Raw genomic sequence first — 20,714 nt, 5'->3', positions numbered from 1 at the left:
GATTGGAGAAACGAATGCCTGCTCCGATTGGCCTTCTCGCCGGAACGGCGTCGCTGACGATCAACGGCACGACGTACATGCTCCGGGGCGACTTCAAATACAAGGTTGCCAGCAAAAAGCGCTCCTCCATCTCCGGCATGGATGCCGTGCACGGATACAAGGAAGAGGTTTCGCCGCCGTATATCGCTTTCAACTTGAGCGATTGGGGCGGTATGACCGTGGCCGATATCGCGAACATGACGGACGTGAGCTGCGTTGCGCAGCTGGCGAACGGCAAGACGATCATCGGCCGCGACATGTGGACCGTCGAAGAGCAGGAAGTGGATTCGACGGAAGCGAAATTCGACGTGCGCCTCGAGGGTCCGATGGGCAGCGTCACCGAAAGCCTCCCGAGCTGAACATGGACGACATCAAGATTCTCCGCCTCCGCAAGCCCATCACGCTGAAGGGCGACTCGGTCACCTACGACGCACTCACGCTACGCGAACCGACGGTCGACGAGCTCGATCGCAGCGCGAACACCGAAGGCTCGGCGTATGCCGTCAATGCAGCGCTCATCGCGATGGTCGCGGCCGTTCCTCTGCCGGTGGCGCGGCAGCTGCCGAAGACGGAATACGAGGAGGCGGTCGCGTTCCTGTCGGGTTTTACCTGGCAGCCCCCGCAGTCTGGCAGCACCGCGGGGAACGGCTCGCCGACCTCACCTGGTTCTGGCGCTGGGGACCCCGCGACGCGGGCGGCCTGAAGCTGCGGGAATTCCAGTACTGGTGTGACCAAGCAACGCGCCTCAAAGAGGCCATAGGATCGTAATGGCGAACGTCTTTCGGTTGACGATCACTGCCGTCGACAACGCGACGGCAGTTGCGAAGAAGGTCAATTCGACCATCGCACAGATCACGAAGCCGATCGCCGACGTGCGCGCGTCTGTCGCCGCGTTCTCGAAAGAGACGGGGATGGACCGACTCGGCCGCTCGATCCAGAAAGTCGGGATTGCGGCGACTGAGTCGGCGAGGCGCGTTGCATCGATTGCTCCTCCGATCGCCGCGCTCACCAGTATCGGAACGATCGCGGGTGTGGTCGCTCTGGCGACGAGCTGGGGGCGCAACGCGGTGCAGATCGCCAATACCGCATCCGTGATCGGGATCAGCACCACGCAATTGCAGCGGTACCAGGGTGCGGCGCGCATCGCGGGGCTCTCGAGCGATGCGATGACGAACGGCCTGAAGTCAGTGGGGAATGCGTTCGAGGACGCATCCGCGGGCCGTGACAACTTCGTGGCGGGTGTTCTTGCTGATAAGGGGATCGGCATCCATCGGCTCCGCGATGGATCGATCGATACGGCGCGTGCGCTTCGCGACGTCGCGGACGCGGCGGCGAAGATCCAGAATTCGCAGGCCCGCGGAAAATTCCTGGAGATTTTCGGTCTTGGCGACCTCAATCCGATGCTGTCGAAAGGCGGCGCGGCTCTTGACGCGCTCCTGGCGCGTTATGACCGTCTCGACGCGATCATGTCGCCGGAGCAGATCGCTCAGGGGCAACGGTACAACGAGGAAATGGTTGCTCTCGACGCGAGTGTCGATAAATTGAAGAATTCTGTTGGTGCTGCGCTCGCGCCTGCGCTGACCAAGGTGGCGGACGCGATGATTCCGATCGCGAACGAATATGGTCCGAAAATCGCGCACTGGATCGAGACGATCGACTGGGGCAAGGTGGCGCATGACACCGAGCGCTTCATCGATGGGCTGGGCGGCGTTAAGACTGTTGCGGCGGCCGTCGCCGCAATCACGTTTGCTGGCCCGGTGGCTGGCGCTATCAGCCTCGCATCGCAGCTCATGGGAATCGGCGCGTTGCTGACGCCGCTGGTCGCAAACCCCATTGTTACAGGCATTCTCGCCCTGACGCGCAGCGAGAGCCTTAATAAGGGCGAAGATTCGCAACTCTCGGATATTCGGGCGAAAGAGCAGTACGCACTCGCGCACGGCGGATGGACGCCGGAAATGTCGCAGCCTGGATGGAAGCCGCCGGCCGACGCATCGCCGACAAACACGACGCCGACGCCATTGGCGGCTGAGCCCTCACCGTCAGTTCCATCGATGGCGCAGGTGACGTCGTCCGGGCCGTCCGCCGTCGCCACCACGACAGGCGGCCGCCTGCCGCTCGGGATTCGCACGAACAACCCTTTGAACCTGCTCACGAAGGGGCAGCAGCGTGTCTACGCGACGCCGGAGGAGGGACTTGCGGCCGCTGCTTCGAATCTTGTGCGGAACTACAAAGGTCTCACCATCGCGCAGATTCAGGATAAGTGGACCGGCGGCGCGCGCACCGGTAATACGCCGCAGCAGATCGCGAACTACCGCGCCATCATGACGGCCGCATCGGGCCTCAAGGCAAACGACGTACCAGACCTGTCCAACCCGAGCATGGTCGCGCGACTGATGGTCGGCATGATCCGAGCCGAGAATGGCGTGCAACCGTACTCGCCACAGCAGATTGCCGATTCCGCGCTGAAGGGCATGGCCGGCCGGGTCACCGCGCCGGTATCTGCACCCGATTCGATGTTCGCGGCCACGCCGGCGGCGCAACAAACCGATACACCAGCCGTTCAGCCGGCGATCGGCGGAAAAGTGATCGTCGACGTGAACTTCAACGGTGCACCGAAGGGCACGTCCACGCGCGTGCGCACGCAAGGGAACGTGGAAGCGTCCGCAAAAATCGGCCACTCGGGGCTGCTCGGAGCGCCAGTATGAGCCTCAGCAATCTGGTCAGTCTCGCGGGAAGCATCGGCGGCGTCGCGCGAGCAGCGAGCGATCTTGCGTCAATTCTCGCCGGGCCGCTCGCGGGTTCGTGGTGGGGGGCGCTACGTCAAGCGTCGTACGGCGGCGTTCCGTTTGCAGTGGTTGCCACGAACACTCGATTCGGCACGCGCAACGTGGTCCATGAATACCCATTCAGGGATGATGCGTGGGTAGAGGAAATCGGCAAGCTTCCGCGTCGATTCGAAATCATCGGGTTCCTGGTCGAAGACAGCCATGTTTATGGCGGCGGTCCCGTGATCATGCAGCGTGACCGACTCGTGGAAGCGTGCGAGAACGGTGCTCAAACGCTCGTTCATCCGACGTTCGGCCGCATTGATAACGTGGCTTGCCTCGGATCCGAGATCAGCGAGAGCGTCGAGCATGGCCGCGTCATCATGGTGCGGTTCGTGTTTCAAATTCAAGGGGCGCGGATCTATCCGAACACCTTGACGGATACAACGTCGCTGCTCGATTCGGTCGCCGACTCGCTCGGCATCGAATCCATCCTCGACTTCGCGAAGGATGTCGCTACGGCCGTCAAGACAGGCGCTGCCGCAGTCCAGGCGACGGTCAACACCGTCATCGGCTGGTATCAGATCGCGCAGAACGACATCAACGATGTCCGGCGATTCTTCAACTCGGTGAGCACCCTTGCGGGGAATTTTGGCCGCTTCTTCGGCGGTGGAAATTCCGGCTTTACCGCTACGAATCGGTCCGCACCGATCGGAACAACGGCAGTGCAGCTGCTGCAGAGCGACGCCAACGCACGTCAGGCGGTCCAGGCTGCGGCGAGCGCCCTTTCTGCTGCTGCGGCCCATCCGTCCGACTCGACATCATTCGGGGCTGCCGCACAGGCGTATGTCACGGCGCTACGCGCTACCGCTGCGGATCCTGCCGACGGCATTCGGATGCTGATGAACTTGGCGTCTTATACGCCGAGCCCGGTGTTTGGTACGTCGACGATCAGCCGGGCTATGCAGACGATGCAGTCGAGCACGGCGGCGCTACTCCGTCGCAGCGCACAGGCCGGGCTCGCACGCGCGGTAGCGTCGTGGCAGCCGACGTCGTTTGACGACGCCCAGACGATGATGAAAACCGTCACGCAGCAGTTCGATGCAGAAATCGAGATCGCGGCTGACGCCGGCGACGACAGTTCCTATGCTGCCTTGCGCCAGGTGAGAAATGCGATTGTGGAAGATATTCAGGCCCGTGGCGGCGGCCTCGCTACGCTGTCGACATTCGAATTCAATGGCAACCTTCCTGCGCTGGTGATCGCGCATCGGATCTACGGCGACGCCTCGCGCGCGGATCAACTCGTGCAGCAAGTGCAACCCGTCAATCCGCTGTTCATGCCCGCGAGTTTCGACGCGCTCTCGAGCTGATTGATGGACGACGATCTGTACTTGAGCGTCGGGGACCAACTAGTCTCCGGGTGGACCGATATTCGGTTGACGCGCGGAATCGAGCGGTGTCCGTCAGATTTCGAGATTGGATTGACGGAGTCGTTTCCGGGCGAACTTGATACTGTAGTGGTTCAAGAGGGTGATCGCTGTCAGATCATGCTTGGCTCGGACCTGGTGCTCACTGGCTACGTGGACGAGTACATACCGTCGATCTCGCCGGAAGGGCACGAGATTCGCGTCACGGGGCGAGGCATGTGCCAGGACCTCGTCGACTGCTCAGCAGCTTGGCCGACGAGCCAGATCAGCGGCACATCGGCGGTCGATATCGCCAAGAAACTTGCGGATCACTACGGCATCGCAGTGGAATGTGACGTCACGGATCTGATCACGATTCCGCAATTCAACATTTTCATCGGCGAAACCTCATTTGAGGTGATCGAGCGCGTCAGTAGATACAGTCAGCTGCTCGTCTACGACCAACCGGACGGTAGCCTAAGGCTCGCGCGCGCCGAGGGACAGGTCCAGGCGGCCGGCGGACTCGCAGAAGGGTTCAACGTCAAAGCAGCGTCGATCCGATACTCGGCACACGAGCGGTTCTCCGCCTACACCGTATTTGCTCAATCGGTCGCGACGTTCGGCGACGCCGGCATTGGTCCGTCAGCGATCGCACAAGCGGTCGACGTTGGGGTGAAACGGGTTCGAGAACGGTACGTTGTCGCCGAGGCAGTTCAGGGCTTTCAGGACCTCGCAAAGCTGCGTGCGAACTGGGAAATGAACCGACGGATTGGCCGCTCACGGGCTGTAACGATTTTGACTGACAGCTGGCGAGATGCAGATGGTGTCCTGTGGACGCCGAACACGCTTGTCGAAATCTCGCTGCCGCATTTGAAGCTGCCAAATGAGACATGGCTCATCGGCGAAGTGACGTACCGCCGCAACATTGAAGGTGGTACTACGGCTGAGCTAGCGATCATGGATCCGCGGGCATACAAGCCGGAGCCGATCGCGTTGCAGCCCATGTTTGTCGATGGCGCCACGATCGGTGGGAGGTGATCTTATGGACCGTGGTCTTCTAGAACGCGTTGCACGTCGCGTATTGACGATGATCGGCGCGGCTCGTGTGACGACGTTCAACGACAGCGGACCTGTTCAAAAGCTGCAGGTGAAGGTCAACGACCTCGAGACGATCGATAACCTGATGCATCTGTTTCAGTTCGGGTTTTCCTCGGGGCCGCCGCTTGGAACCGACGTGGCGATCGTCTTCATCGGCGGCGATCGAAGCAACGGTGTTGTAGTCGGCAGCAACCATCAAGCGTCTCGGCCGAAGAATCTCGCCGCGGGCGAATCGATGATCTATTCGCAAGACGGAAAGCAGATCTATCTCACTGCGTCCAGGGGCATTGTTGTGAATGCACAGGGCCAGGACGTCGTCGTAAATGGAGCGACGAACGTCACGATCAATGCCTCGGACGAAGTGGTCATGAACGCGCCGATTTTGAAGGTAAAGGGCGACATCCTCGACAACTACGAGACAAACGAGCGGACGATGGCCGGCATGCGCGAGGTGTCAAACCTCCATACGCACAAAGTGGTGGACGTTCAGCCCGGCGGCGCCACCATCGAGTCGAACGTCCCGGATCAGCAGCAATGAGCGATTTCAAAATCGTTTGGGACGTCATGAACAGCCGTGGCGACTGGAACATCCTGCCTGGCGATGTTCAGACCGGCGACGATCTTGAGACCGCGCTCCTGTTCAGCCTGTTCTCGGACGCAGAAGCGGCCGCCGACGACGCGATTCCGGACGGCACGACGGATCGACGAGGCTGGTGGGGCGACGATGGAGAGAACGATGGCCTGGGGCCGACGGGTTCGAAACTATGGCTCCTATCCCGAAGAACCTCACCGACTGACACAACGCTACAGGACGCGTACGACTACGTGACGTCGGCTATTCAGTGGTTGATTTCGACGGGCGTTGTAGCGCGCTTTGACGTGGTCGTGCGATGGCTCGACGCGAAGTCGCTGGGCACGACGATCATCGCGTGGCCGCCTGGCGCTGGCGAGCCTCAAACATACAACTGGGCATGGCCCGGGATGAACTAATGCCGTACTCCAGACCGACGCTAACCGATCTGAAAAAGCAGATTTGGACGGACATCACGACCAGCCTCGGGCTGGTCGTTTCGCTTCTGCAGCGCGCAGTCGTGCGGATCCTCGGGAGCGCGCTGGCCGGCCTCGTCTATGGGCTCTACGGATACCTGGATTGGATTGCCCGCCAAGCCGTGCCATGGACGGCCGTCGACGAACACTTGGCGGCGTGGGGAGCATTGAAGGGCGTCTATCTGAAGGCTGCACAGCCGACGACGATGCAGGTGCAATTTCAGGGTGCTCCCAATACGCCGATCCCCGCCGACATCGGGGTTTCTCGGCAAGCGGATGGATTTGCCTACACGGTGACCGTCGGAGCGACCAGCAATTCGAGCGGGATTGCAGTCGTCACAGTTGCGGCAGTGACCGCGGGGAGCGCCGGGAATTGTGACAATGGGACCGCGATGGTGCTGTCGTCGGCCGTGGCCGGTATCCAATCGAACGGTACGGTTGTCGAAACGATCCAGCAGGGTACCGACGTCGAGTCTCAGTCGGAATTTCAGGGCCGCGTTATGCAGGCCTTTCAGAATCCGGGTCAGGGCGGCGATCAACAAGACTACGTCGAATGGGCTGAAGCGATTGCAGGCGTGACGCGTGCATGGTGCATGCCGAACGGCTTCGGTGCTGGAACGGTCGTCCTCTATTTCATGATGGACGACGCTGAATCGCAGCATGGAGGCTTCCCCCAGGGAACGGATGGCGTATCTCAATTCGACGAGGGGCCGGACGGGCTGCCGCGTGGTGTCGTTGCGACTGGAGACCAGCTCATGGTCGCCGACGCGATCGTGACGCAGCAGCCGGTCACGGCGCTGGTGTACGCATGCTCTCCCATCAAGAACGCGCTCGGGTTCACGATATCCGGCATTGCCGACGCCACTGCTCAGGCCTCCGTTATCGATGAGATTTCTGGGGTGCTGTTCCGCAATGGAAAGCCGAGAGGCACGATCGAATGGTCAGACCTCACAGGCGCGATCAACGCGGTACCTGGCACGAGTGGATACCTGATCACGGGCGTATCCAGCACCGTGAATGGCGTGACTGTCGCGCTTCCCACCAACGCAAATATCACGATGAGCGCCGGCCAGCTTCCAGTCCTCGGCGCAGTCACCTTCGTTTGACGTATGCGAGCTCCCAACTACACGGCCGCGGACTTCCTGCGGGCGCTCCAGTCGTTGCTCCCGCGCGGCCGAGTCTGGCCACGTGATCCTGACGCGAACCAAACGAAGGTTCTTTCCGGTTTCACGCCGTGTTTTGAGCAGCTAGCCGGGCGTGCTGCGAATCTACTGACCGACGCGTTTCCGGGAACGACATACGAACTGCTGCCCGAATGGGAAGCAACGCTCGGTCTGCCGGATCCCTGTGCCGGTGAAGCGCCCACGACCGAACAGCGCGTCGCTCAAGTGGTTGAGCGGCTGGTCGCGACGGGCGGTCAGTCGATTCCCTATTTCAAGGCCGTCGCGAAGGCGCTCGGTTACGAAATCACAACGACGCAATACGTACCGTCTCAGTTCGGTATGCGGTTCGGTGCGCCGTTCGGAGGAAACGACTGGGCGTTCGCATGGCAGGTGAATGCCCCGACTTTTTCCGTGAGTCATTTGACCTTCGGCGGTTCATTCGGCACGCCGTTCGCGAACTGGGGAAACAACGTCCTGCAATGCGAGCTCCAGCGCATCGCGCCGGCTCACACGATTCTCAATTTTTCTTATTCGGACTGAGCGAACATGGATCGACTCATTGCTGCAAATTCGGTACCGATGGCTCAAGCGGATACGGCTCCGATCTCTGGTACTCCGCAGGGTGCAACAGATGGGAATCCGGCTGCCAACATACCGGCGACGCGTTGGCCATCCTATCAGTACAACGCCATCCAGGAAGAGCTGATCGCGATTCTAACGGTAGCGGGAATTACGCCCGATCGGACTAACAATTCGCAGATCGCGTCCGCGATTAAGCGGCTCGGCCAGAAAACGAGCATTCTCGTCGATACGGGCGCAGTAAATGCCTATGTCGCGGCCAATACGCCGCCGCTGACCGTCGCGACTTGGGTCGATGGAACTGTGCAGGCGGTCAAGATCGCACATACAAACACCGGTGCGTCGACGTATGCGCCGGATGGTCTCACGGCAATACCGATCTTTGGTCTCGGACTTCAGCCGCTTCAAGGTGGCGAACTGTTCCTCGGCGGCACCGCGGTTCTGATGCGCGCAACAATTGCCGGCGTGAACAGCGGCAATCCGATCTGCGTGCTGATGGAATGCGCTGGCGGCGCACAGCAGGTTCCGCCCGCAACGCAGCCGCAGCATGCAATGCAGCTCGGGCAGGCCACCGGCCGGCTGCTGAACATTCAGGTGTTCACCTCGTCCGGGACTTACACGCCGACACCAGGTACCAAGTCGATTATTGTGGAAGCCATCGGGGGCGGCGGTTCCGGCGGTGGAGTGCCGGTAGCCGGAGCAGGTAATGTTTCGGCAGGCGGTGGTGGCTCGACCGGTTCGTACGCGAAGGCATACTTCACGTCAAACATTACCTCACAGGCCGTGACTATTGGTGCTGGGGGAGTTGGCGTCGTAGGGGGCGCGGGGGGAAGTGGAGGCACTACGTCTTTTGGATCGCTTGTCATCTGTCCGGGAGGCAGCGGGGCTGCCGTGGCGATCACATCTTCGTCGGCGAACGTGACAGGATCTGGTGGCGCTGCATCTTCAAACCCCACCATTTCCGGTGCCAGTGCTGGTTATTCATTCGCCGGGTCGGTCGGGGATGGCGGTATTGCGTTGTCCGGATCTTCCGGGTTGAGTGGTGCCGGCATCAACACCAGTTTCGGCGCCGGCGGTGGTCAGATCGGAGCAAATGGAACCATCGTCATCACCGGAGTCGCTGCAACTGGTCCTGGCGCTAGCGGTAGTGGGGCTCTTGGCATCGGCAACGGCATCGCGGCAGCGGGCGGAAATGGGTTTAAAGGCCAAGTGGTGATTTTCGAGTACGCATGATGAAAAACTACGCCGTAGTGAAGGATGGAATCGTCATAAACGTCATTGTATGGGACGGCGACGAGCAGTCATGGCAGCCCCCAACGGGGGCAAGTGCAGCGGAAGTTCCTGACGAACAGGCGGTATCTATCGGCTGGCGGTATGACGGCTCGGTGTTCCGTCCGGACGCCCTGGACAACAATTCCTGAAAATACTTAGTCGGCCCCGAATCCCTCGAACCCGTCTCTGCACGAAGGCAGCTTGACGGGACGATGAGCAGATGTCAATCTCTCCGCCTGGCACACGGAGATTATTTCTATATGCTCGATTATATTCGTGGTCTAATATCTAAAAATGGCAAAGAGTTAAATATATTTGCCGATGATGGAATTGCTCGCCTAGAGTCAATTTCAGATTATCGGCATGCGTATCCATATCCGCATGCTGTAATCGACAATCTGTTTAATCCGAATGCCTTACGTGCCGTATTGAAAGAATGGCCCGAATCTGATTCTTCAAATAGCGATATTCACAATGATGGGGTATATGTACGGAAAAAGGTTGGTACGAACTGGAAAACTAAATTCGGTCCAGTAACAAAAAAATTATTTTATGAGGTAGCATCCCCGATCTTTTTGAGAGCCCTTGAGAAAATGACTGGCATGTGGGGGCTTATCCCGGACCCTTATATGCTTGGCGGCGGATTGCATGCCACCGGGGTAGGTGGAACTCTTGCGATCCACTCTGATTTTAATAAACATCCATTTTTCAAAATTGATAGAAGGCTAAACGTTTTGGTCTATCTAAATGAAGGGTGGAAGCCGGAGAACGGCGGCGCGTTGGAGTTGTGGGATGCTGACATGAAAGCGTGTCGGCAAAAAATTCTCCCCATCTTTAATCGAACCGTTATTTTTTCGACAACGAGCAATTCGTTTCACGGGCACACTGAACCTGTTGCCGGTCCGCCCGATATGTGGAGAAAATCCATTGCGCTTTACTATTTTTCAAATGGTAGAGCGGACGAGGGATTCCCGCCTGACGATTCTGGATCGCACAGCACACTGTGGCAAAAACGCCCGGAGGGTGAGTATTGAATATGTCGGGAAGCGGTCAGATTAGAGCTATGGTCATCCGCCCGATCTGACCGCGTAGATTTTCCGACCCCTGCCGGACATCGCCCCCACCAAACCAAACATAAAAGGTTCCGTCATTGTTTCCGGACTCAAGAATTGTCGGATCGCAGAGCATGTTTGAAAGTGCCCAGAACGGGCGAGAGAAAATCAACGACTAAACCAAGCCGCCTTCGGGCGGCTTTTCATTTCGGGGCTCGATGAAGAACGATCTCGTGGCCAGCGCGGTCAAGGTCGCGCCCGCGGTGGGCGGCAACGTTTGGTTGTGGCTGAAGAGCCACGACATCAACTGGTGGGTGTCCGTCGCGACGATCGCGTATATCGGGCTGCAGGCGTACTACCTGATCAAGGACAAGGGGAGGAGGGCATTGCTGGATGGCTATAGCCTCATAGGATCTTCTGTTGACCCGCGCTGCTCGATGTGACGTGGCGTAGGAGAAGCAAAATGTCGTCGGCCGCCTTCGGGCGGCCTTTTTCGTTTACCGGGGGAAAAATGACCGACAACGCATCGGCGCGAGCGCGCGTCGAAGAGCGACTTCGCGCGGGGGATCGTCGCTTCTCGAAATTGGAACGCCGGATCGATGAGAGCGATCGGCAGGTGAAGGCCCACTTGCAGCAACAGGACGAGCACCTCCAGCGTCAGGACGAAAAGATCGATTCGATCGTGGAAGCCGTATCGACGATCCAGATGAATACGCAATCGATGGTCGACACATGGGAGGGCGGCGCGCGAGTAGTGCGCGCCCTGTGTCGCCTCGCCGATGCGTGGAGATTCATCGTACGGCACGTCGCTATTCCGACCGTCGCGTTTGGCACGGTCGGAGTGATCGTTTTCCGCTACATGCGACACGAGCCCATTCCCGATTGGGCAAGCGCGGTCGTAAAGCTGCTTCTCGGATGACCATGACCCCTCAAATCCTCTCTGCGGCACTGCAGATCCCGCTCTTACGGGCATCGTCGTGGGCGGATCCTCTGTCGGCGGCCATGGCGCTGTACGGGATCGATTCTCCAGCTCGACAGGCTGCCTTTCTCGCGCAGTGCGGGCATGAATCGGGCCGCTTTCAATGGCTGCGCGAGATCTGGGGGCCGACGCAAACGCAGCTCTCGTACGAGCCGCCGAGCGCCAAGGCGAAAGCGCTAGGCAACACGCAGTCCGGAGATGGCTTCCGGTACCGCGCCGGTGGCCTGATCGGCATAACCGGTCGCTACAACTTCCGCGTGATGGGGCAGAAGATCGGCGTCGATCTCGAAGGCAACCCGGATCTGATCACGCAGCCGAGCATTGCAGCACTGGCGTCGGCTCAATTCTGGACCGACAACGCCCTGAACGCCTTCGCCGACGCCGGCGATTTCCTGTCGATCAGCCGCGCGATCAATCTCGGCAATCCTCGATCGGCAGCGACGCCGAACGGAATGCCCGACCGACAAGCGCTCTGGAAGACATGCAAAGCGGCGCTCGGCATCCCCGCATAACAACCGGCGCAATCGCGCCGTTTCTCGCCGCACTGCGGCTCATCTTGGAGATTTCCTCATGACTCGTGCAACTTGGATGAAGTTTGCCGCTGGCGTCTTGCTGTTCGGTGCTTGGCTCGGACTCGTGCTCGCGCAGATCGCCCCGCCTGCGCCCTTGATCGATGCCATTGGCTATGCCCTGGTTGGCCTCGGCATCTATCACGCCGCAGCGGCGGACGGGCAGTTGGGGATGAAGTTCGTTTCGGGGCTGATGCTGTTCGGAGCGTGGCTCTCGCTGGTTGTCGTGCACCTTGCGCCGGCCGCCGGATTGATCGATGCGATCGGGTATACGCTCGCGGGTCTCGGCATTTACCAAGCCAAGGGGATCGTGCCTCTGCCGGCGCGCACGTTCATTCCCATCAGTACCGCGGTCAATGTTGTGCACGGCTCGGATCCGAGTGGCGGCCGCGACGGCACATCGTCTGATGCGCGCGTACCGGACGATGCGAGCTCCGACGACGGCTCCGCAGCGAGTGCGGTCGGGCGAACGGTCGCCTCGCCCACCGCGCCCAGCGCGGGTTACCAGCCGGTCAACGGCGACTTGCCGCCGCCTCCGGCACCTGTTGGTCAGGCACCTACGCAGGGCGCGCTGTGATGCGCGCCCTGGCGCTCGGTGCGATATGCCTCGCGCTCGCCGGTTGTGATTCACTCCGCTACGCAGGCATCGCGCGCTATGAAGTGTCGCCGCTTACCGATTCGTCCGGCATTCCCACCAGCTGTTGCGTGCTGCGCGTTTGGAACGGCAAGCAGATGGCCACCGTCGAGGCGACGTTCACGCACGAGTCGGACAACAGCTATTCCATCTCGCTCCGCGAAACCGATGTCGAAGCGTTCGCAGGGCAAGCCACCGCCGCATCCGCGGCGTCCGATGTCGTCGGCGCGGCTACTTCCGCCGCGGTGACGGCGCTCAAGACCCTCAAGTAAGGAACTTCCATGAAGCGTTTTTCGATGCTGCTTGCGGCAGGCATTGCCGCGTCCATCGCGCTGCTCGGCGCGTGCTCGTCGCTTTCCGTGCAGACGCCGGCGCAGGTCGCAGCGAAGGTGTGCCCGCTGCTTCAGTCCGAAATCGGGACGCTCTCGCAGGCTGGCATTTTCACCGGCGGCGCGGCGGTCACGCTGAATGAAAAGATCGCGCCCGACGTCGATGCTGCGTGCGCTGCTGGCGCTACGGTCACGCAGGTGAATGTTCAGTCGATCTCGTCGGTGGTCGCACCGTTGCTTCTCGCGATCGTCAAGACGTCGAGCCTTTCGCAAGCCGATCAGGTCAAGGCGGTGCTGGCGATCGGCACGATCAAAGGCATGATTGACGTGGCGTTCCCGCCGGCCGTCACGACGGTGCCGGCCGCCTCGTCGCCGTTCGCGGGGAGCGCGATTCAGTGAAGCCGATCCGCGTCGCATTGAGCGGCAGCGGTTTTCGCCTCGGCGCGCATCTCGGCGCGCTGCAGGCGATCGTCGACGCCGGTTACACGATCGTGGAGCTCGCTGGCACGTCAGGAGGCTCAATCGTCGCTAGCCTGTACGCAAGCGGTATGCGGCTGGACGCTATGCGACAGATCCTGATGGAACTGGACTGGTCGCGCATGATGCGCTTCTCGCCGTGGGCGCTGCTCCGCCATCAGGCGCTATGCAGCGGCGACGCGCTGCTGGATTACCTCGAGACCATGACGAATGGCAAGACGTTCGCAGAAATCGATGTAGACCTGAAGGTCATCGCGGCTGACCTGCTGACGGAGCAGGAGTTTCAGTTCTCGAAGGCTGCAACCCCCGACGTACCGGTCGCGCTTGCGGCGCGCGCGAGCGCTTCGATACCGATCGTATTTGCACCTGTGGCCGTCGCCGGCGGTCTGATGGTGGATGGCGGAACCTGCGACAACATGCCGGTGAGCGATCTGACTGTCGACGCGGTGCCGCGGGTCGGCATCTATCTCGCCTCGGACGACGATCCTCTGCCGCCCGCATCCTATGGGATCGCAACGCTCGCACCGCGCATCATCGACCTCATGCTGGCGGCATCGCTTCGCTCGAGGCTCGAGCTCGACGTGGTCAACGGTGCCACTATCGTCCGCGTGCCGACGGGATATGCCAGTTCATTCGATCGGCACATGGCGCTCTCGACGCGGCAACGGCTATACGACGACGGCTATGACGTGACCGCAGCAGCACTTCAATCCCTTCAGTCGTCCGCAACCTTCAGCCCGGCATGATCGCGAAGCGTCACGGCATAATCACGAGCCGCTCGCGATGCTATTCGTACTTGATCGATGATCGGCGGACGGGAAATCCGCCTCCCCCAGCAGCGCCGGCAGCTCCGCCGAGTCCAGCACTTCCAGAGACGCCACACGCGCGTGCCGGATAACCGCCGTGCATTCCGCCAGCGACGAAAACCGGGCCGTTGATATCCGATTTGCTTCCAGCTCCAGAATCGCCGGCGCCATGAACCTGCTCTTCGAATAGGAGAGAGCCGTCAGGACGTCGCCGAATCGAGATTTTACGGATCTCGCTCTTACTGCGCACGGTCAACGTCGCATCTTCAAAGTCTGCCGCCAGTACAAAGCTGACCGGAATATCGTCACGGTTTTCGGTGCTCATATCGGCTCCATACGTTGCTGGGAAGTATATCCGACGGATTCCTGCTCCCGCGCCCCGTCAATGCAAAGAGACTGCTGACGGACGAGGCTTCGTCGGTCACCGATGCAAGCGCGGCCGCGACGTCCTGTCGCAGCGTCAATTCTCCGGTGCGTCCGGAAACACCGGCCACGGCTCGATCGTTTCGGCCGTGTAGCCGCGGCGTTTCAGATGGATCGTGAAGTCGCTGAATACGTCGAAAATGCCGGCATCGCACCGGACGGTCGTTTTCTCGAGCTTGGCGTCGCCGTTCTCGACCATCGCGAGCGGATCGGCGGCGCCCGCCGGATCGAAATGCTCGACCACCAGCAGTGGCAGCCCCGCGTCCGGATCCAAGTGCGACGCCTTCAGCACGATCCGGACGACGACGATTTCGTGGTGCTCCGGGACCGCCTTGGTGTGCAATTGCAGGTAGGCGCGGAGCGATCCCATATCCTTCCGGTCCTGGGCGGCCGCGATGCCGATCCAGTCGTCGTCTTCCGAATCGTGGATTTCGTCCATGATCGTGCTCATGGTGCCCTCCGTGGCTATGCGTTCAGGATGCCACAGCGCGAGCGTGCCTTCAGTGCTTCGGCGCCAGCGCACCTTATCCCGTCTCGCCGGCGCGCCAGAGTTCTTTCTGGACCAGAACCCGTAGTGAGTGCATCGCGATCAGCGAGTTGCCGTATTCCTCTCGGATGATCGCAACGTAGCGTTGGATCTCTCGCATCGTGCGGCGCCCGCGCACCACTTCGAGAATCACGCGCCGAACCAGAGGGTCGCGGTTTGAGCGCCACAGCTCGCGCAGCTCGCGGTCCGTCGGGGCGTCAAACTCCAGCGGCGGTAACACTCGCTGCACGCCGGGCTCGCGATACGGTACGACGTTGCGATCGACCTTCGTTTCCTCGATCGGCACGGGGTCGACGTCCCCAAAGCAGCCGCCGTCCAACTGAGCAATGAATTCCTGCTTCGTCATTTGCGTGAAGGTGCGGATCCGCCTGCCTTGACCGATGTCCGTGTACTCCCATATGTAAGCCCAGTTCGGTTTCATGATGCGACATAACACTGTATGGTTATACAGTGTAGCGCAGGGTAAGATGGTGCCGTCAACGCGAAAAATTGGGGACGGCCGATGTGCACGAACTACGTCGCGCCCGGTGAAGAAGCCGGCCTGAGCGAACTCAAGATCAACAATTTCCGGGATCTGTACCGCTGGACGCCGTGGAAGCCCGAGATCTACCAGGACTACGCCGCGCCGATCGTCGCGAGCGTCGAGGGAGAATTCCGGCCCCTGATTGCGAACTTCGGCTTCTGGCCGCGGAAGCTGCAGAAGGCAAACGTCGAGAAGGCGAAGGCGGCGGGGCGCAAGCCGCCGATCATGCGCAGCACGATGAACGTGCGCGACGACAACATCGGGAAGTCACCCCTGTACGCGCCGGCGTGGCGGGCAGGCCGCCGCTGCCTGATCCCGGCGAAATGGATCTACGAGCCGAACTGGGAGACGGGCAAGCACGTCCGCTACCGCATTGGACTCGCCGGCTGGCGGCCGCTTTGCGTCGCCGGCATCTGGCGGACGCTGGTGTACGAGGATGGCACCGAGCAGCACGCCATGGCGATGATTACCGTGAACGCCGACGAGCATCCGATCATGAAGCACATGCACCGACCGGGCGAGGAAAAGCGCTCGGTCGTGATCCTGCGTCCGGACGACTGGGAGGAATGGCTGACGACGCCGAACGTCGAGGCTGCCCGCGCGATTCTGCAGCTCTATCCGGCGGACGACATGGCGGCCGAGCCGGCCTCTCCGTAACGCGTCGGTGATAGCGGCCGGCGGCCGCTACGAGGACGCGATAGCCAGGAAAGTACCAACGATCTGGCGTCTGTGCGGGAAATTCGGAAATGCAGACGTTGCGACCGAGTGGAGTTTTTGGAGAAGGGGGATTTTTAAATTTGGAGACGGTTTGCGGCGGCTTTGTGAGCCAACCGCAAACCGTTATACGGCGCGGGTGTTCGTGGTCGGAGCGAAAGGATTCGAACCTTCGACCCTCTGATCCCAAATCAGATGCGCTACCAGGCTGCGCTACGCTCCGACGAATCGGCGATTCTATCGTCGAACGACTCGCCGGGTCAATCAAATCGTGCAGACGACCGTCGTCGCGATGGAATCCCGTACAGGCGCTAAAGTACCGGCAGGACCGCATGATGCGCAATTCCCGCACAACGGCACCACCGATCGAAGGAGCGCAATGATGATGAACCTGATCCTATGGCGCCACGCCGAAGCCGAAGACTACGCCGCGAACGACCTCGCGCGGCAGCTCACCGCGCGCGGCCGCAAGGACGCGCAGACGATGGCGCGCTGGCTGCGCGGCCGGCTCGAGACGAACAGCGTGATCCTCGCAAGCCCGGCCGCGCGCACCGTGCAAACCGTCGAGGCGCTGACCGACCAATACCGGACCGTCGACGCGCTCGCGCCCGATGCGAGCGTCGACGACGTGCTCGCCGCGGCCGGCTGGCCGGACGGCATCGCGCCGACGGTCATGATCGTCGGCCACCAGCCGACGCTCGGCAGCGTCGCGGCGCGGCTGATCGCCGACAGCGACGACAGCTGGAGCATCAAGAAGGGCGGAATCGTCTGGATCGCCAGCCGCTCGCGCGGCGGCGACCGCCAGGCGATCTTGCGTGCGGTGCTGTCGCCGGAACTCGTTTGAAGGGTTAGATCATACGGTTCTGCAAGCTTTCTGCTAAAGTCAATTCGGCGACACGTCATTGAACGGACACGGTCGTGCCACATAACGGTCATGGCTGGTTACTACATTGGCGGGCATGTCGTCCTCTTCCTTACGACCAGGAAAGCCTAATGCGAGAACTGCCGACGCCTACGCTCCCTTTTGCCTCGCTTCCCCTCGATTCGACGCGGCGCCATCTGCCGCGCGCTGCTGAAACCGTCACATCGGAGTACCGCCTGCGCGCCGCGTGGGCGCGCACGGAAGACGAACTGCGCGAAGCCCAGCGCCTGCGCTACAGCGTGTTCGCCGAAGAAATGGGCGCGCAGGTCAGCGGGCCCGCCGGTCTCGACGTCGACCCGTTCGACGCGTACTGCGACCATCTGCTGGTGCGCGATCTCGACACGCTGAAGGTCGTCGGCACGTATCGCGTGCTGCCGCCGCACGAGGCGGCCCGTGTCGGCCGCCTGTACGCGGAGGGCGAGTTCGATCTGTCGCGTCTCACGCATCTGCGCGGCAAGATGGTCGAGGTCGGCCGCTCGTGCGTGCACAGCGACTACCGCAGCGGTGCCGTGATCATGGCGCTGTGGGGCGGTCTCGGCGCGTACATGATGCAGAACGGCTACGAGACGATGCTCGGCTGCGCGAGCGTGTCGATGGCCGACGGCGGTCACTATGCGGCGAATCTCTACCAGTCGCTGCCGGCCAGCGCGCTCACCGCAACGGAATATCGCGCGTTCCCGCACACACCGCTGCCCGTCGACGAGCTGCAGACGGGCACCGTCGTCGCGCCGCCGCCGCTGATCAAGGGCTATCTGCGCCTCGGTGCGAAGATCTGCGGCGCGCCCGCATGGGATCCCGACTTCAACTGCGCGGATTTCCTGACGCTGTTCCGACTGTCCGACATCAACGCGCGCTACGCGCGGCATTTCCTCGGCTGAGCGGACTGCTCGCGCGACGCTCGCCACGGGCGAGCGGGCGCGGACAAACGAACGCCGTCGCGCGGCAATCGCCCGCGTGACGGCATTCGCGTATCGATACGTCAGACGGTCGCATCCGACCCCTTATCGACAGCGCACGCAAACCGCGGGCGCCGCGCGACGCAGGCGCGGGAGCGTTCCGCCGGCGCGGCGGACGGATCGGCGCGGCGGCTAGCCTAGTGCTTGCGCCGCCAGTCGAGCAGGTGGTGTTCGGCCATCCAGTGATGGATCATCCCTTCGCCGCCGTGGCTGCGCTTGTATTCGCGCGATTCGAAATACGATAGCGCGGCAAGGACCATCAAGCCGATGAGCAGGCCGATCAGGCCGGCAATTTCTTCAGAGGACATGGCAGCCTCCTTTCTACGGCACAGCGCCATGGCTACATAGTAGGACATCGTGCGCGCGACCCGTAGGCCGGAAATCCGCTAGACTCGGCGGTCCGGCGCGCAGCGGGCGCGCCGCTTTCCGGAGTCGACCCGATGATCCGTTTTGCGCTGGCCGTGCTGGCCGCGTCGCTGCTTGCCGGTTGCGCAAGCGATCCCCGTCAGGCCCGTCGCGGGCATCCGCCGGCCGATCCGGCCGACTATCACGGCGTGCCGACGGACATGACGCCGCCGTCGATGCTCGGCGAACCGCCGCCGCCCGCCGCGCAGTGACCGATCAGGACGCGGCCGCTGCGGCCTGCGCGTCGCCGCCGATCTTGCGCGTCAGCGCGGGCAGGTAGCGGGCGAGCGTCGCACCGCGCGCGGCCATGAACAGGAGCAGCGCGAACCAGAGGCCGTGGTTGCCGAACGTGCCGACGGCCGCGAACGTCGCCGCGACGAAAGTCGCGAACGACACGATCATCGCGCGCATCAGCGATTGCGTCTGCGTAGCGCCGATGAAGACGCCGTCGAGCAGGAATCCCCACACCGACACGATCGGCGACAGCGCAGCCCAGGGCAGATAGCGCAGCGCGACGGCGCGGATCTCGGCCTGATCGGTCAGACGCGCGACGATCCAGCCGCCGGCCGCCCAGTAGACGAGCGCGAACAGCAGGGCGCCGAGCGCGGACCAGAACAGCGTGATGCGCACCGCCTGCCGGAACGCCGCGCGATCGCGCGCGCCGGCTGCCGCGCCGACGAGCGCTTCGGCCGCGTGCGCGAAACCGTCGAGGCCGTACGCCATGAAGGTCTGGAAGTTCAGCAGCAGCGCATTGGCCGCGAGCGTCGCGTCGCCCTGTTTCGCGCCGAGATGCGCGAACCAGCCGAATGCGCCGAGCAGGCACAACGTGCGCAGAAAGATGTCGCGGTTCAGCGCGACGAGGCGCTTGAGCGCCGCGCGATCGGTGAGGGCGCGCGCGGCGAGCGGCGGCAGCCCGCGCGGCCGCAGCTGCCAGAGCAGCCAGGCGCCGAGCGCGAACCCGCAGGTGTCGGCGGTCGCCGTCGCGGCACCGATGCCCGCGATGCCCCAGCCGAATCCGTACACGTAGAGCAGCACCGCGCCGATGTTCACCGCGTTGATGAACACCTGCGCGACGAGCGCGAGCCGCACGCGCTGCACGCCGAGCAGATAGCCGAGCACGACGTAGTTGGCGAGCGCGAACGGCGCGCTCCAGATCCGCGCATGGCTGTAGGCGAGCGCCGTCGTGTGCACGGCGTCGCTGCCGCCGAGTGCGCGCAGCGCGAACGACAGCAACGGCACCTGCAGCGCGAGCACCGCGGCGCCGAGCGCGAACGCGACGATCAGCGCGCGCAGCAGGTTCAGCCGGATGCCGTCGGTGTCAGCGGCGCCGTGCGCCTGCGCGACGAGCCCGGTGGTCCCCATCCGCAGGAAGCCGAAGCCCCAGAACACGAAGTTGAAGAACAGGCCGCCGAGCGCGACGCCGCCGAGATACTGCGCGCCGTCGAGGTGGCCGGCGACGGCCGTGTCGACCGCGCCGAGGATCGGCTGCGTCAGATTCGCGAGAACGATCGGAAACGCGAGCGCGAGCACGCGCCGGTGCGATACGGCCGTGCCGCGCGGTAAAGCGGAATCGGACATGGCGGACGCGTCAGGCGCGTTCCTGCACGCACACCCACGGCGATACGACGACCGCCCACAGTTCCGGGTTGCGCGCCGCGTAGTCGCTGGCGGTTTCGGCCGGCATGCGCGCGACGAGCCCGGCCGACAGCCAGCGCGAGACCTGATCGGTGTCGTCGCCGGCGATCGCTTCGGCGACGCTGACGAGATCGAGATCGCGCGCGACGGCGAGCAGCTTGCCCTGCGCGAAGAAGCGCTCGAGATCGCACCAGTCGATCTTGGCGGTCTCGCCGAGCAGTTTGGCGTACAGCGGGCTATGCGACGCGCCCGCGGCGGAGTGGTGTTCGGAGGACATCGGATTCTTCGAAAAACTGCGTGTGCGCCACTATAAACCATCCGGCCGGCCGGGCCGTGCGCCGATCACGCGTCGCGCAGCGCGCGGCGCACGATCT

At 62.3% G+C, this 20,714-nt stretch carries 29 protein-coding genes and 1 tRNA gene; 23 read left to right on the top strand and 7 right to left on the bottom strand.

Annotated elements, in window-relative coordinates:
• Window positions 1-14: 14 nt before the first annotated feature.
• The 19 genes from ACSHSS_RS21095 to ACSHSS_RS21005 all read left to right on the top strand — a co-directional run bounded on the left by ACSHSS_RS21095 (window position 15) and on the right by ACSHSS_RS21005 (window position 14,155).
• Window positions 15-398, top strand: a complete 384-nt coding sequence (locus ACSHSS_RS21095; RefSeq protein WP_105763311.1) for a phage tail tube protein — start codon at window positions 15-17, stop codon at window positions 396-398.
• A gap of 2 nt (window positions 399-400) precedes the next feature.
• On the top strand, window positions 401-742 hold the full coding sequence (locus tag ACSHSS_RS21090) for a phage tail assembly protein (protein ID WP_445545489.1): 342 nt from the start codon (window positions 401-403) through the stop codon (window positions 740-742).
• Window positions 743-806: 64 nt separating this feature from the next.
• Window positions 807-2,744: a hypothetical protein gene (locus ACSHSS_RS21085; protein WP_445545488.1), complete on the top strand. Its 1,938-nt coding sequence runs from the start codon at window positions 807-809 to the stop codon at window positions 2,742-2,744.
• Entirely contained in the window at window positions 2,741-4,174 is a 1,434-nt protein-coding gene (locus ACSHSS_RS21080; RefSeq protein WP_445545487.1) for a DNA circularization protein, read from the top strand. The genes ACSHSS_RS21085 and ACSHSS_RS21080 overlap by 4 nt, the downstream gene beginning before the upstream one ends.
• Before the next feature lie 3 nt (window positions 4,175-4,177).
• Window positions 4,178-5,248, top strand: a complete 1,071-nt coding sequence (locus ACSHSS_RS21075; RefSeq protein ID WP_206382694.1) for a phage baseplate assembly protein — start codon at window positions 4,178-4,180, stop codon at window positions 5,246-5,248.
• Between the two features lie 4 nt (window positions 5,249-5,252).
• Complete coding sequence (locus ACSHSS_RS21070; protein WP_261533564.1) at window positions 5,253-5,846, top strand: phage baseplate assembly protein V; 594 nt, start codon at window positions 5,253-5,255, stop codon at window positions 5,844-5,846.
• Window positions 5,843-6,298 (top strand): phage GP46 family protein, encoded by a 456-nt coding sequence (locus ACSHSS_RS21065; RefSeq protein ID WP_105763317.1) that lies wholly within the window; start codon window positions 5,843-5,845, stop codon window positions 6,296-6,298. Before ACSHSS_RS21070 ends, ACSHSS_RS21065 begins: the two co-directional genes overlap by 4 nt.
• On the top strand, window positions 6,298-7,461 hold the full coding sequence (locus ACSHSS_RS21060; protein ID WP_445545486.1) for a baseplate J/gp47 family protein: 1,164 nt from the start codon (window positions 6,298-6,300) through the stop codon (window positions 7,459-7,461). Before ACSHSS_RS21065 ends, ACSHSS_RS21060 begins: the two co-directional genes overlap by 1 nt.
• A gap of 3 nt (window positions 7,462-7,464) precedes the next feature.
• The gene (locus ACSHSS_RS21055) at window positions 7,465-8,058 is read left to right on the top strand and encodes a YmfQ family protein (RefSeq protein ID WP_217048004.1); all 594 of its coding nucleotides are present in this window, start codon (window positions 7,465-7,467) and stop codon (window positions 8,056-8,058) included.
• 6 nt (window positions 8,059-8,064) lie between these two features.
• Window positions 8,065-9,330, top strand: coding sequence for a glycine-rich domain-containing protein (locus tag ACSHSS_RS21050; RefSeq protein ID WP_445545485.1), 1,266 nt, complete (start codon window positions 8,065-8,067; stop codon window positions 9,328-9,330).
• Window positions 9,327-9,518, top strand: a complete 192-nt coding sequence (locus ACSHSS_RS21045; RefSeq protein WP_445545484.1) for a hypothetical protein — start codon at window positions 9,327-9,329, stop codon at window positions 9,516-9,518. The genes ACSHSS_RS21050 and ACSHSS_RS21045 overlap by 4 nt, the downstream gene beginning before the upstream one ends.
• Before the next feature lie 111 nt (window positions 9,519-9,629).
• Window positions 9,630-10,403, top strand: a complete 774-nt coding sequence (locus ACSHSS_RS21040; RefSeq protein WP_445545483.1) for a 2OG-Fe(II) oxygenase — start codon at window positions 9,630-9,632, stop codon at window positions 10,401-10,403.
• Between the two features lie 236 nt (window positions 10,404-10,639).
• Window positions 10,640-10,864, top strand: a complete 225-nt coding sequence (locus ACSHSS_RS21035; RefSeq protein WP_445545482.1) for a hypothetical protein — start codon at window positions 10,640-10,642, stop codon at window positions 10,862-10,864.
• Window positions 10,865-10,884: 20 nt separating this feature from the next.
• Entirely contained in the window at window positions 10,885-11,340 is a 456-nt protein-coding gene (locus ACSHSS_RS21030) for a hypothetical protein (RefSeq protein WP_445545481.1), read from the top strand.
• Between the two features lie 2 nt (window positions 11,341-11,342).
• Window positions 11,343-11,912, top strand: coding sequence for a glycoside hydrolase family 19 protein (locus tag ACSHSS_RS21025; RefSeq protein ID WP_445545480.1), 570 nt, complete (start codon window positions 11,343-11,345; stop codon window positions 11,910-11,912).
• Window positions 11,913-11,970: 58 nt separating this feature from the next.
• Window positions 11,971-12,546, top strand: a complete 576-nt coding sequence (locus ACSHSS_RS21020) for a hypothetical protein (protein WP_445545479.1) — start codon at window positions 11,971-11,973, stop codon at window positions 12,544-12,546.
• Complete coding sequence (locus ACSHSS_RS21015; protein WP_105840533.1) at window positions 12,546-12,875, top strand: hypothetical protein; 330 nt, start codon at window positions 12,546-12,548, stop codon at window positions 12,873-12,875. Before ACSHSS_RS21020 ends, ACSHSS_RS21015 begins: the two co-directional genes overlap by 1 nt.
• 24 nt (window positions 12,876-12,899) lie before the next feature.
• Window positions 12,900-13,331, top strand: coding sequence for a hypothetical protein (locus ACSHSS_RS21010; protein WP_445545478.1), 432 nt, complete (start codon window positions 12,900-12,902; stop codon window positions 13,329-13,331).
• On the top strand, window positions 13,328-14,155 hold the full coding sequence (locus ACSHSS_RS21005) for a patatin-like phospholipase family protein (RefSeq protein ID WP_445545477.1): 828 nt from the start codon (window positions 13,328-13,330) through the stop codon (window positions 14,153-14,155). Before ACSHSS_RS21010 ends, ACSHSS_RS21005 begins: the two co-directional genes overlap by 4 nt.
• 40 nt (window positions 14,156-14,195) lie before the next feature.
• Here the strand turns inward: ACSHSS_RS21005 and ACSHSS_RS21000 are convergent, their stop codons facing one another.
• The 3 genes from ACSHSS_RS21000 to ACSHSS_RS20990 all read right to left on the bottom strand — a co-directional run bounded on the left by ACSHSS_RS21000 (window position 14,196) and on the right by ACSHSS_RS20990 (window position 15,606).
• Entirely contained in the window at window positions 14,196-14,540 is a 345-nt protein-coding gene (locus tag ACSHSS_RS21000) for a hypothetical protein (protein WP_445545476.1), read from the bottom strand.
• A 135-nt stretch (window positions 14,541-14,675) separates the two neighbouring features.
• The gene (locus ACSHSS_RS20995; RefSeq protein ID WP_445545475.1) at window positions 14,676-15,161 is read right to left on the bottom strand and encodes a hypothetical protein; all 486 of its coding nucleotides are present in this window, start codon (window positions 15,159-15,161) and stop codon (window positions 14,676-14,678) included.
• 1 nt (window position 15,162) lies between these two features.
• Window positions 15,163-15,606 carry a hypothetical protein gene (locus ACSHSS_RS20990; protein ID WP_445545474.1) on the bottom strand — a complete coding sequence of 148 codons (444 nt, stop codon included), beginning with the start codon at window positions 15,604-15,606 and terminating at the stop codon, window positions 15,163-15,165.
• An 81-nt stretch (window positions 15,607-15,687) separates the two neighbouring features.
• Here ACSHSS_RS20990 and ACSHSS_RS20985 point away from each other — a divergent pair, with 81 nt between their 5' ends.
• Window positions 15,688-16,365, top strand: coding sequence for an SOS response-associated peptidase family protein (locus ACSHSS_RS20985; protein ID WP_445545473.1), 678 nt, complete (start codon window positions 15,688-15,690; stop codon window positions 16,363-16,365).
• 203 nt (window positions 16,366-16,568) lie between these two features.
• Here the strand turns inward: ACSHSS_RS20985 and ACSHSS_RS20980 are convergent.
• A tRNA-Pro gene (locus ACSHSS_RS20980) sits at window positions 16,569-16,645 on the bottom strand.
• Window positions 16,646-16,804: 159 nt separating this feature from the next.
• On the opposite strand from ACSHSS_RS20980, the gene ACSHSS_RS20975 reads away from it, so the two are divergent.
• A complete protein-coding gene (locus ACSHSS_RS20975; protein ID WP_006417364.1) occupies window positions 16,805-17,266 on the top strand; it encodes a SixA phosphatase family protein in 462 nt (153 codons plus the stop codon).
• Between the two features lie 149 nt (window positions 17,267-17,415).
• Window positions 17,416-18,222: a GNAT family N-acetyltransferase gene (locus ACSHSS_RS20970; RefSeq protein ID WP_006401003.1), complete on the top strand. Its 807-nt coding sequence runs from the start codon at window positions 17,416-17,418 to the stop codon at window positions 18,220-18,222.
• A 215-nt stretch (window positions 18,223-18,437) separates the two neighbouring features.
• On the opposite strand, the gene ACSHSS_RS20965 is transcribed toward ACSHSS_RS20970, so the two are convergent.
• Window positions 18,438-18,608, bottom strand: coding sequence for a hypothetical protein (locus ACSHSS_RS20965; protein WP_006401002.1), 171 nt, complete (start codon window positions 18,606-18,608; stop codon window positions 18,438-18,440).
• 132 nt (window positions 18,609-18,740) lie between these two features.
• On the opposite strand from ACSHSS_RS20965, the gene ACSHSS_RS20960 reads away from it, so the two are divergent.
• Window positions 18,741-18,917, top strand: coding sequence for a hypothetical protein (locus ACSHSS_RS20960; RefSeq protein ID WP_088926255.1), 177 nt, complete (start codon window positions 18,741-18,743; stop codon window positions 18,915-18,917).
• Between the two features lie 4 nt (window positions 18,918-18,921).
• Here the strand turns inward: ACSHSS_RS20960 and ACSHSS_RS20955 are convergent, their stop codons facing one another.
• Together ACSHSS_RS20955 and ACSHSS_RS20950 are read right to left on the bottom strand one after the other, a co-directional pair.
• Window positions 18,922-20,283, bottom strand: a complete 1,362-nt coding sequence (locus ACSHSS_RS20955) for an MATE family efflux transporter (protein WP_445545472.1) — start codon at window positions 20,281-20,283, stop codon at window positions 18,922-18,924.
• 10 nt (window positions 20,284-20,293) lie between these two features.
• Window positions 20,294-20,617, bottom strand: a complete 324-nt coding sequence (locus tag ACSHSS_RS20950; protein ID WP_006405071.1) for a DUF2288 domain-containing protein — start codon at window positions 20,615-20,617, stop codon at window positions 20,294-20,296.
• Between the last annotated feature and the right edge of the window lie 97 nt (window positions 20,618-20,714).

The sequence above is a fragment of the Burkholderia sp. BC1 genome (genome assembly GCF_052683555.1).
The sequence above is the reverse complement of the archived record's forward strand: the minus strand, read 5'-3'. Positions and strand labels throughout refer to the sequence as shown.